Annotated in this window: 9 protein-coding genes; all 9 read left to right on the top strand. The window is 64.6% G+C overall.

Features of this window, described 5'->3' with window-relative positions:
* Positions 1-83 precede the first annotated feature (83 nt).
* The 9 genes from ACN9MP_RS03575 (at position 84) to ACN9MP_RS03535 (ending at position 11,605) form a co-directional block, all read left to right on the top strand.
* Positions 84-1,028, top strand: coding sequence for a glycosyltransferase (locus ACN9MP_RS03575; protein ID WP_426323950.1), 945 nt, complete (start codon positions 84-86; stop codon positions 1,026-1,028).
* 77 nt (positions 1,029-1,105) lie between these two features.
* Positions 1,106-2,203 carry a hypothetical protein gene (locus tag ACN9MP_RS03570; protein WP_426323949.1) on the top strand — a complete coding sequence of 366 codons (1,098 nt, stop codon included), beginning with the start codon at positions 1,106-1,108 and terminating at the stop codon, positions 2,201-2,203.
* Positions 2,200-2,979 (top strand): polysaccharide pyruvyl transferase family protein, encoded by a 780-nt coding sequence (locus ACN9MP_RS03565; protein WP_426323948.1) that lies wholly within the window; start codon positions 2,200-2,202, stop codon positions 2,977-2,979. The genes ACN9MP_RS03570 and ACN9MP_RS03565 overlap by 4 nt, the downstream gene beginning before the upstream one ends.
* Positions 2,980-3,037: 58 nt before the next feature.
* On the top strand, positions 3,038-4,336 hold the full coding sequence (locus ACN9MP_RS03560) for an O-antigen ligase family protein (protein ID WP_426323947.1): 1,299 nt from the start codon (positions 3,038-3,040) through the stop codon (positions 4,334-4,336).
* Between the two features lie 387 nt (positions 4,337-4,723).
* Complete coding sequence (locus tag ACN9MP_RS03555; RefSeq protein ID WP_426323946.1) at positions 4,724-6,739, top strand: hypothetical protein; 2,016 nt, start codon at positions 4,724-4,726, stop codon at positions 6,737-6,739.
* A 193-nt stretch (positions 6,740-6,932) separates the two neighbouring features.
* Positions 6,933-8,243, top strand: a complete 1,311-nt coding sequence (locus ACN9MP_RS03550) for a UDP-glucose dehydrogenase family protein (protein WP_426323945.1) — start codon at positions 6,933-6,935, stop codon at positions 8,241-8,243.
* Between the two features lie 34 nt (positions 8,244-8,277).
* A complete protein-coding gene (rfbA, locus tag ACN9MP_RS03545) occupies positions 8,278-9,147 on the top strand; it encodes a glucose-1-phosphate thymidylyltransferase RfbA (RefSeq protein WP_426323944.1) in 870 nt (289 codons plus the stop codon).
* A complete protein-coding gene (gene rfbB, locus ACN9MP_RS03540) occupies positions 9,147-10,148 on the top strand; it encodes a dTDP-glucose 4,6-dehydratase (protein ID WP_426323943.1) in 1,002 nt (333 codons plus the stop codon). The genes rfbA and rfbB overlap by 1 nt, the downstream gene beginning before the upstream one ends.
* Positions 10,149-10,192: 44 nt before the next feature.
* On the top strand, positions 10,193-11,605 hold the full coding sequence (locus ACN9MP_RS03535; protein ID WP_426323942.1) for a sugar nucleotide-binding protein: 1,413 nt from the start codon (positions 10,193-10,195) through the stop codon (positions 11,603-11,605).
* Positions 11,606-11,708: the final 103 nt, after the last annotated feature.

The raw sequence follows: 11,708 nt of genomic DNA, 5'->3' as shown, positions 1-11,708 counted from the left end.
CGACATCTCGTCCAGAGGGAACCGAGCTCACGGTTCTCCACGCGACGCGTGCCCCAGGCGACGACACGACCTACGCGACGCAGATGGCTGAGAGCGCTGCTCCTGGAATCAACGTTCGCTTCTTCGATTGGCGCACCGCACTGTCTGGCCGATACGACGTGCTCCACATCCACTGGCCGGAATATCTGGTGCGAGGCGAGGGCAAGAAGGACGCGCTTGCGGCCTTGATTCGAGTCCCGCTGCTCGCGCGCCGCATCCGTCGCGACAAGATCGCGGTCGTGCGGACTTTGCACAACCTCACACCTCACGAGGCCGGGCATCGGCTCGAGCCCAAGCTGACGGCGATGCTCTCCCGCACCGTCCACAAGAACATCGCTTTGAACCGCGCTACGGAATTGGACGAATCGGAGCAGCCCGAGGTCATCCTCCACGGGGACTATATCGAGAGATTCTCCGGTATCCCGCGGGCGCAGCAGGTCGACGGCCGAGTTCTCTACTTCGGCCTGCTGCGCCGGTATAAGGGCGTAGATGCGTTGGTATCCGCGTTCGAGAGCGCAGCGGACCCCTCGATGAGCCTGCGCCTCGTCGGGCGCCCTCAGAATCAGGCAATGCGCGACTCCGTGGCTCGCCTGAGCGCTTCGGATCCCAGAATCACGTCCGACTTGCGATTCGTCCCTGACGGTGACCTGGTCCGGGAGGTCAGCCAAGCGCAGCTCGTGGTGCTGCCGTACCGTGAGATGCACAACTCAGGCAGCCTCCTGGTCGCGCTTTCTCTCGGCCGTCCCGTCCTCACCATCGATACACCCGTCAACCGGTCCATCCAGGAAGAGGTCGGCCCGGGTTGGATCTGGCTCTATGAAGGCGATCTCACGTCCGACCGGCTCGTCAGTGCCCTGAACGAGGTACGAAGCCTTGCACGAGCCGAGGGCGAGGTGCCGCAGTTCGATGAGCGCGACTGGGCAAGCGTCGGACGAAAACATCGGCGAGTCTACGAGGACGCAGTCCGTCTTGCTCGAGGGTCCCGCTAGATCTCACGCAACGTCGCGTTTCCGCAGCGCGCTCCTGCGCGGCAGAGTACCCGCCCATACGTGAACAAGGAGATCCAATGCTGAGCGGCAATCGAAGCGCTGTGGTGTACGCGTGGCTCATCGGGCAAGATGACAACGTCGGCGACACCGTCCTCCGACGCGAGTACGCGAGCGCACTTCGGCAGCGGGGTCCGCTCGTCGTGTACGTCGGATGGGTCAACGATGGCTTCGTCGAGGGCCTGCAGCTCGAGCCGGGCGACCGCGTCTTCCGGAAGTATCTGCCGTGGGCTCTCTCCGCTCTGCGTGCGACCCTCAGCCATCGGGTGACGATCGCCATCAACTCGGGGGAGTTCGCCCTCTCGCGGCTTTTCGCGCTGATGGCCCTCGTACTGATCCCGGTAGCGAAACTCGCAAAGTTCAGAGGCGGGGACGTGGTGTGGTTGGGAGCAGCTGTTCCGGCGCCTGCTCGCGCGGGACTGGGCTGGATCTTCCGAGGTCTGTTCAAGACCACCGATCTCGTCCGGTGGCGCGATCTGGGGAGCTCCGCGTGTCTGGCTCCCGCAGATTGGATGCCGGATTGGGCGTTCGCCGTCAAAGGCGGCTCGGCGAGCTGGGCAAGGAGGCATACAATCGGCGTCTCGCTTCGGTTCGACCGACCATATCCGAGCGGGGAATGGTTGGAGGCGGTTCGGTCGCTTGCTGGTCGACTCGGACTAGAGATAGTCGCAATCGCTCAAGTTGAACGGGACACGCCGTACGCCGAGCGCTTGGCAAGAGAACTTGGCGGGCGAGTCGTGCCGTTCGCCGGGGGTAGTCACTCGGTTCAAGAACGAATCGTGAGGAACGAGTACGCCGACATGCGACTGATGCTAAGCGATCGACTGCACGGACTCATCATGGCGGCTACCGAGGGAGCGGTTCCCTTGGGATGGTGCGAAGCTTCCACCGAGAAGCTGAGCCGGCACCTTGGCCCGATGGGCTTGGAGTGGGCAACCACGGATCGGAGCCGAGTAGCTGAATCGCTCCGCACTCTCGACGACGAACGCCTGGACAGGTTCTCGGCGGAGCTTCGTACAGCTATCAACCAAGGAACCGCCGAGATCAACCACGTCCGTGAACTGGTCGCACTCGGAAACCACCGTGAGGCGCCGCTTGGACAGGGCGTGCACCTGTGAGCGTCGAAGTCGTCCATTGGAACCCCCGTCGAGCGGTCGCGGCTCGATTCGGAAAGCTCGTCCCGGTGCGACGACCAGTGAACAACTTCGGTGACATGCTCGGGCCGTTGATCGTTGACAAGCTTGTAGAGCGCCTGGGCCTTCGCCCCGCCCTCGGCGCACATCGCCTCGTCGCTGTCGGGTCCATCCTGCGGCTTGCGCGAGAGGGCGACATTGTTTGGGGGGCGGGGGCCAACGGGAAGTCGGTCGACAAGCCACTCGACGTGACCAGTCTCGACGTCCGGGCTGTGCGTGGACCGCTCACGCGGGATTACCTTCAAGAACAAGGCATCCCCTGCCCGGATATCTACGGCGACCCGGGCCTATTGGTCGGTCATCTCTGGACCAGAGAGGAGCTTCAGGGAACGCGACCCGCTCGTGCTGTCACGATCGTGCCCAACCTGCACGATTTCCCCAGGTACCGCCGAGACCCGCGGGCAGTCAACCCGCGTTCACCCGTGTGGGACGTCGTCGGACAAATTGCCTCCTCTGACATGGTCGTAGGAAGTTCCCTCCATGGTGTGGTCATCGCGGAGAGTCTCGGAATCCCCGCATGCCTGGTGGCGTCTGAGACAGAGCCACGCTTCAAGTACGACGACTACTACCTGGGCACCAACCGAGACATCCCCCGCGTTGCACCTGACGTCGACTCTGCAATCGAGTCCGGCGGCGCTCCATCCCTTGAGTGGTCGCCCAGGAATCTGATCGAGAGCTTCCCGCGTGACCTCTGGACCTAGGCCGTGATGACCATGATCACGAAGACACGGACGACAAATCGCACGGAGGTGGGTCTCGATGCTTGAGATCGCAATACTCGGCGTGCTCGCGCTTGTCATTCTGCTGCTCGTCGCACCCCAGTTGGGTTGGAAGCTCACCGTGGCGACCGTCGCGCTGCTCATCATGGCGCTACCTCCGCGCGGACTAGGTGATGCTGCGCTCCTCGGCGTCCCACTGACGACACATATGGTCGCAGTCGTGGGCTTGGCGGCCCTTGCTGCGTTGAGCGGGACGCGGTCAGCGCTCACACTGAGGTTCGTGCCACTGGTCGTCTTCTTGGTTCTACTGGGACCACTGGCATGGACATTCGGTACAGACATAACTGCCGGGACCAGCCAGCTGTTGGTTGGCGTACTAGCCTGGATCGCCGGCTCGTACGTCGCCACCCTCGCCCGGTCCGATCTGCGTTCCGAGCAGTATTTCGCAGCCCTCATACTCGCGATCGTGTCGTTCCAAGCAGTCGTGGCGGTACTGCAGTTCTCTGGCCTTGACGTCTTCGCAACCGCAAGCCGAACGGCAGAATTGACGCTCGGCCGCGCCACGGGCACCTACGGTCACCCAGGAACACTGGGCAAGGTCATCGTCCTGCTCGCGGTGTTCGTGTTGCCTCTGATGGGGTCAGCCGTCAAGCGGGTGCGAACGATGGTCACCCTGACGCTGCTCATCGCAATCGTGCCGATTGGACTTTCCGAGAGCCGATCGAACATCGCCAGCCTCCTTGCGCTTCTGGGGCTCTGGGTGATTCTGCTGCCTCGTGAGAAGGCGCTCGGCGCACGAATAGTCCTTCCTGCTGGAGCCCTCGTCATCGCGATGTCGTTCTACGAGACGATAGCCACGCGGTTCGCGCTCGATCCACTGGGTGGTGAGCGTGACCACTTCATGAGCGTTGCGCTGACTCATATCCCTGAAAACCTGCTGTTTGGGGTAGGGCCAAAAACGTACATCCCCTACTTCGGCCAATACGATTCGCTTACCGCCCAAGGATGGCCGGTGCACAACGTGTTCGTGCTTGAACTCGCCGAGATAGGACTTATCGGGGCCGCACTCTTGTTCATCCCCGCGGTCGTGGCGCCGGCAGTTTCCGCGGTGACGCGGCTTAAGAGTAGGTCGCCAGCCGGGTATCACGCGCGCGCTATCATCGCAGCGCTCCCCGCAATCATCATCATCGGAACCACGGGCTGGGGTCTCATCGATGTGAATACCTTGCCGCTATGGTTTTTTGTATACGGATACCTCGATCTCCGAGCCCGCGGGGACGTGCCGCCAGGGGCGACCATTTTGCCCGCAGACACCGGACTTTCTGCCCAGAAGCGATAGGAGGCGCGCAATGGGCCGCCGCCCGTTGCGCACGCCGCGGCGGGGATCGCGATGAGCGGAGATTCCGCATCGGCCCGGCGTTCGCTCGGCCGTCAGTCGTACCGGCTAACGCCAGCGCGTGGCAAACGAATCGCGCACAGACTCATTCATCCAGCGTCACCGTGATGCCATTTCGCCATTCCACCATGTAGCGTCACAACACCCTCGCGCAGACGCTGGCCCTCAGTGGCGGGAGAAGATTTGATGACTAGCGAGCCGCGAACGTCTCGGAGAGCGCTGCTTGGGCTCGGGGGTGCCGCGGCATTGACTGCCGCGCTCACACCTTCATACTCGGCAGCCGCAGCTGCCGAGGCTGACCCGCTTGTACGGAGAGTTCAAGAAGTTGCCGTGTTCATCTCGCGGGACAACTTCGAAGGGTTGTACCCAGACGGCTCCGGGGACTCCACCGCGGGGTTGGTCGCTGCGATCAACTCCGTGCCGGAATACGGCACAGCAATTATCGCACCGGGAACGTACGCGGTAAGCGGGCCCATCAACGGAAGCCGCGTCAACATACGGTTGATCGGCTACGGCGCGACACTCCTCCAAATCGCGAAGTCCCCAGTCATCTCTGGATCCGGGCGCTGGGGAACACCCTATGCGATCACGCGAATGACCATCGTCGATGAGCCGAGCAACGATCCCTCGGTCGGTACCGGAAAATCTATCAAGATGACGCTGCAGGGCACTCCGCCGTGGCGCGCAGGCGAACTCATAAAACTAGTGAGCGACGACGCGATCCCAGAGTCTCGCACTCCCGACGGCGCCACAGCGTCGCGGCTCGGCGAGTATGCCGTTATCAAGAGAACCAACGGGCAAACTGCATATACCGTCGGACTACTGCGCGAGCCCTTCTCCGCCAACGTCAGGGGCGTATCGGTACCGGCGGATTGGATCGAGGTTGAGGGATTCACCCTTCGCACCGCGGACGCGGGTCTGTCTATCGGCGGAGGTTTCGGGCCCCTTGTCACCTTGACCGGGCTATTTCGCCCCCGGCTAATTAACCTCCGATGCCCTCAAGCGGGCGCAGCAGTGCTCCAGCTCAACGGGTGCTTCGCCTACTTGGTCGACGGCGTCGACATCGGCTACGCGGCGAACAACACGCAGTCGAATCCGTATCAACTCGGCTACGGTGTCTACGACAACTCCTCTGCGTATGGGACGATCCAAAACTCGACTTTCCGCTACGTGAGGCATGCGTATACCGACGACACACCACGAATTCCCGCGGGCACGAATGAGTTCTGGAACCTCGGGAGGACATACTCGACGACGGTGACCAACTGCCATGCAATAGGCACATCAGGCACGGCCTTTGACACACATCACGCGAGCGAGCAGAGCCAGTTCTTCCGCTGCTCTGCCGTCAACGGCGGCGCGGGGGCAGCCGCCTTCGGCCTGCGCGGCAAGCGCCACATAGTGTCACACTGCAGGGCGGAGGGCGTCGAGATCGGTGTATCCATCTTCACCGAGGCAGAGCGCGGTGGGCGGTCTTGGGGTCACCGGATTTCCGAGGTGCGGTTGATTAACATAGCCAAGACGGCTCTGCATCTGAACATCAACCCGACGGGCCACCCGAGCGCAAACACGCGCGACGCTGAGACGAACGCCTTTATCGATCGCATCTGGATCGACCATGCCCGCTGGGCGATCGACGCGGTGAATGCGAAGGTTGAGATTGCGGGCGCCACAGTAGGACTAGGCCCAGGGTCGGCGACCGAAACTTATGCGATTGTGCGCAACCGCAACTCAGCTATAACAGTCGCCGACTCGCGTTTTGATCTTCGAGCGAACACGGCGGGTGCGATCCAATACTGCTGGGGAGCGGCGCTGGCGTCGGGCGCATACAACGACGTAACTCTGCGACGCGTCACCGTCCAGCAATCACAGAGCGCGGCGGAGCGCGCTGACCGCTTCTTCATCGGCGACTCGATACAGGCCACCGTGGACAACGTCGTCTTCGATTACCCTCTGCGGATCATGCCCGGATCGGTCACCGGGAACAGTTCGATGGTGTGGCGAAATGAATTCAACCCGTCGATAGCCCGAAGCGACCTGTCCTCGGCGTTCCACTACTTCGAGGGAGATGTGACCGCCCCGTTGACTGCGGTCTGGCTTTCCGGAGACCCGCATGTCACTGTTCAATTCAAACCATCCAGCAGCGGAATGACCCTGGCACCGTTTGGGCTAGGACGAATGCGAGCCCAGCGACTAACGCTGCTAAGCACAGGAAGCGGCACCGTGGTGATCAACCACGGAAGCGCGGCACGCACTCGGAACATCACGCCCGCACCCGTCACGCTCGGCGCCGACGCCACCGCGTCCTACTTCTGGGATGGCTCTGTATGGCGTCAGATCAGTTGACCGGTGGCGTGGAGTGATAGTCACCCGGCAAGGGCGGACCCTGCCCTGCGCACCCCATGGAGTTCATGTGGAGACGGCGGCACGTCTAAAGTAGCCGAAGGGCCAGTGACACCAATTCTGCTGTTGCCGACTCTTCTTCTAGATCGCCGCCAACGGTCGCCGGCGTGAGGCACCCCCAAACTGAGGAGCTTCCATGCGTATGTCTGTGATCGGCTGCGGCTACCTGGGCGCGGTGCATGCCGCGGCCATGGCGTCGATCGGCCACGAAGTCGTCGGCATCGATGTCGACAGCCGCAAGATCGACTCCCTCTCGAAAGGGGAGGCGCCGTTCTTCGAGCCTGGGCTGCAGGAGATCCTCACTGCGGGCATCGAGTCTGGCAACCTGACGTTCACGACCGATATGTCGGCCGCCCAAGGCGCGCAGGTCCACTTCATCGGCGTGGGCACCCCGCAGCAGGCGGGCGGCTACGCCGCCGACCTGACGTACGTGAACGCCGCGGTGGACGGGCTGCTCCCCTACCTTAGTGAGGGCGACATCGTCGCGGGCAAGTCGACGGTACCCGTCGGCACCGCGGCGGGGCTGGCGCCGCGCATCGAGGCAACCGGCGCCACGCTGGTGTGGAACCCCGAGTTCCTCCGCGAGGGCTGGGCCGTGCAAGACACCATCGACCCCGACCGCCTCGTCGCGGGTGTGCCCGCAGGCCCCGAGGGCGAGCGCGCGGCAGACATCCTCCGCGAGGTCTATCACCCCTCGGTGGCGAAGAACACGCCGTTCATCGTGACGGATCGGCCGACGGCCGAACTCGTCAAGGTGGCCGCGAACGCGTTCCTGGCGACCAAGATCTCGTTCATCAATGCGATGGCCGAGATCGCCGAGGTCACCGGTGCCGACGTCACCCAGCTCGCGGACGCCATCGGTCACGACGCCCGTATCGGCCGCCGTTTTCTCGGCGCCGGCATCGGCTTCGGTGGCGGCTGCCTCCCGAAAGACATCCGGGCGTTCTCGGCCCGAGCCGAGGAGCTCGGCAAAGGCGAGTCGGTCGCATTCCTCCGTGAGATCGACGCCATCAACCTTCGCCGACGCGATCGCGCCGTGGAGCTGGTGGTCGAGGCGTTCGGAGGGTCGGTCTTCAAGAAGAACGTCACGGTGCTCGGCGCGGCCTTCAAGCCCCACAGCGACGACATTCGCGACTCCCCCGCGCTCGATGTCGCCGTGCGGCTGCACGGCCTGGGTGCCTGGGTGACGATCACCGACCCCGCCGCCATCGAGAACGCGCGTCGCATCCACCCGCAGCTGAACTACGTCGAGGACCGCGACGAAGCGCTGCGCGACGCGGACGCCGTGATCGTGGTCACCGAGTGGGACGAGTACCGCCGCCAGCTGCCGCCCGAGCACGCCAGCACGCTGACCGAAGGGCGCATCATCGTCGACGGCCGCAACTGCCTCGACCCGGCGGCGTGGCGCGCGGCCGGCTGGACCTACTACGGCATGGGCCGCCCCTAGCTACAGCCCCCAACGGTACTTCCGAGGGAGAACAGTGAAGGGCATCATTCTCGCGGGCGGTTCGGGCACGCGTCTGCATCCGATCACTCTGGGTGTCTCCAAGCAGTTGATCCCGGTGTACGACAAACCGATGGTGTACTATCCGCTGTCGACTCTGATGCTGGCCGGCATCACCGAGATCCTGGTGATCACGACACCCCACGATGCCGATGCGTTCGAGCGTCTGCTCGGCGACGGATCGCAGTTCGGGATCTCGATCACCTTCGCGCAGCAGCCGTCGCCCGACGGTCTGGCGCAGGCGTTCGTGATCGGCGCGGACTTCATCGGCGACGACACCGTCGCGCTGGTCCTCGGCGACAACCTGCTGTACGGCCCCGGGCTGGGAACCCGCCTCAAGCGCTTCTCGAACATCACGGGCGGCGCGGTGTTCGCGTACTGGGTCGCGGAACCGGAGGCGTACGGCGTGGTCGAGTTCGACGCGACCGGCCGTGCGGTGTCGCTGGAGGAGAAGCCGGCTCAGCCGAAGAGCAACTACGCCATCCCCGGGCTGTACTTCTACGACAACGACGTCGTGGAGATCGCGCAGAACCTTCAGCCCAGCCCGCGCGGCGAGCTCGAGATCACCGACGTGAACCGCGAGTACCTGCGACGCGGTCAGCTGCAGGTCGAGGTGCTCCCCCGCGGCACCGCGTGGCTCGACACGGGAACGTTCGACCAGATGACGGATGCGGCCGACTACGTGCGCACGATGGAGCGGCGCACCGGCGTGCGGATCGGCGTCCCCGAGGAGGTCGGCTGGCGTCAGGGCATGATCAGCGACGACCAGCTGCGCGTGCGCGGCGAGAAGCTCGTGAAATCCGGCTACGGAAAGTACCTGCTGGACGTATTGGAAAGAGGACGCTGATGGCGCGCAACCTGCTGGTGACCGGCGGCGCCGGGTTCATCGGGTCGAACTTCGTGCATCACGTGGTCGCGCACACCGACGATCACGTGACCGTGCTGGACAAGCTCACCTATGCCGGCAACAAGGCCTCGCTGGCCGGGCTCCCCGGCGACCGCGTCACGTTCGTGCAGGGCGACATCGCCGACGCCGCCCTCGTGGATGCGCTGTTCGCCGACGCCGACGCGGTCGTGCACTACGCCGCCGAGTCGCACAACGACAACTCGCTGCACGACCCCCGGCCGTTCCTGGACACCAACATCATCGGCACCTACACGCTGCTGGAGGCCGCCCGCCGGCACGGGCGGCGGTTGCACCACATCTCCACCGACGAGGTGTACGGCGACCTCGAGCTGGACGACCCGGCCCGCTTCACCGAGCAGACCCCGTACAACCCGTCCAGCCCGTACTCGTCGACCAAGGCCGGCTCCGACCTGCTCGTGCGCGCCTGGGTGCGCTCGTTCGGCGTGCAGGCGACGATCTCGAACTGCTCCAACAACTACGGCCCGTATCAGCACGTGGAGAAGTTCATCCCGCGGCAGATCACCAACGTGCTCCGCGGCATCCGCCCCAAGCTCTACGGCAAGGGCGAGAACGTGCGCGACTGGATCCACGCCGACGACCACTCCTCCGCCGTCCTCACCATCCTCGAGCAGGGCGTCATCGGCGAGACCTACCTCATCGGCGCCGACGGCGAGAAGAACAACAAGGACGTCGTCGAGCTGATCCTCACCCTGATGGGCCAGCCGGCCGACGCGTACGACCACGTCACCGACCGGGCCGGCCACGACCTGCGGTACGCCATCGATTCCACCAAGCTCCGCACCGAGCTCGGCTGGACCCCCCAGTACGGCGACTTCGAAGCAGGCCTTGCCGCGACCATCGACTGGTACCGGGCCAACGAGGACTGGTGGGCGCCCTCCAAAGACGGCGTCGAAGCGTTCTACGCCAGCAAAGGCCAGTAACCACGCATCCTGGTTCGTGTTCGCCGTGTGAGAGGTGACCGGTCATGTCCACCGAATTCGGTAAGCAGTTGCAGGTGACCCAGACTCCGATTCCGGGATTGCTGGTCGCCGACATCCCCGTGCACGGGGACTCCCGAGGCTGGTTCAAGGAGAACTGGCAGCAGGCGAAGATGACGGCGGCCGGCCTGCCGGACTTCGGGCCGGTGCAGAACAACGTCTCCTTCAATGACGCGGTCGGCACGACTCGTGGCATCCATGCCGAACCGTGGGACAAGTGGGTCTCGGTGGCCACCGGCCGCATCTTCGGGGCCTGGGTCGATCTGCGGGAGGGCCCCACGTTCGGCGCGGTGTACACGGCCGAACTCGACCCGTCCCGTGCGATCTTCGTGCCGCGGGGGGTCGGCAATTCCTATCAGACCCTGGAACCCGACACCGCCTACACATACCTCGTCAACGACCATTGGTCCCCGGACGCGACCTACACCTTCCTCAATCTGGCCGACGAGAGCGCCGCCATCGAGTGGCCCATCTCGCTGCAGAACGTGGAGATCTCTGCCAAGGACCTCGCACATCCGCGCCTGGCCGATGTCAGCCCGATGCCGCCCCGCAAGACCCTCGTGGTCGGCGCGAACGGCCAGCTCGGTCGGGCGCTGCGCGCCGAGTACGACGGCGTCGCCGGCGTCGAGTTCGCCACCCGCGACGAACTGAATCTGTCTTCCCCCGCGCTCGACTCCGCACGACGCTGGCGCGACTATGGCACCGTCATCAACGCAGCCGCCTACACCGCCGTCGACCTCGCCGAGACTCCGGCTGGCCGCCGCGACGCCTGGACCGCCAACGTCCACGGCGTCGCCGCCCTCGCCCGGATCGCCGCTGCCAACCGCATCACTCTCGTCCACATCTCAAGCGACTATGTCTTCGATGGCCACAGCGACGCCCCCTCGACCGAGACCGACCCGCCGGCACCCCTCGGCGTCTACGGGCAGACCAAAGCCGCCGGCGACGCCATCGTTTCCACCCTCCCCCAGCACTACATCGTGCGCACTTCCTGGGTCATCGGCGACGGCAAGAACTTCGTGCACACCATGGCGTCCTTGGCCGAGCGCGGCATCGATCCCAAAGTCGTCCACGATCAAGCCGGACGACTGACCTTCACCGACGACCTCGCCCGCGGCATCCGCCATCTCGTCGACACCGGCGCACCCTTCGGCACCTACAATCTGACAGGCTCCGGCGCCCCCACCACGTGGGCCGACATCGCGCGCACCGTCTTCACCCACACCGGCCACGATCCCGCACGGGTCACCGGCGTCTCGACTGACGAATACTTCGCCTTCGCCACTGGGCCCGTGGCGCCCCGGCCACGCAATAGCGTCCTCGACCTCGCCAAACTCGAAGCCACCGGCTTTATGCCGCAGGACGGCGGACAAAGGCTCGCCGACTTCCTGAACAAGTGAGAGGCGGCCTACTGTCTTCCGCCGCCGAGATCGCGGTGCATCTTCACGGCTCCGACAGCGAGCGGGCCCCGACGCTTTGCGTCGAGGCCCGCTCCTTTCCGAT

Origin of the sequence: Microbacterium sp. E-13 (genome assembly GCF_049912955.1) — a bacterium.
Lineage (GTDB): Bacteria > Actinomycetota > Actinomycetes > Actinomycetales > Microbacteriaceae > Microbacterium.
The sequence above is the reverse complement of the archived record's forward strand: the minus strand, read 5'-3'. Positions and strand labels throughout refer to the sequence as shown.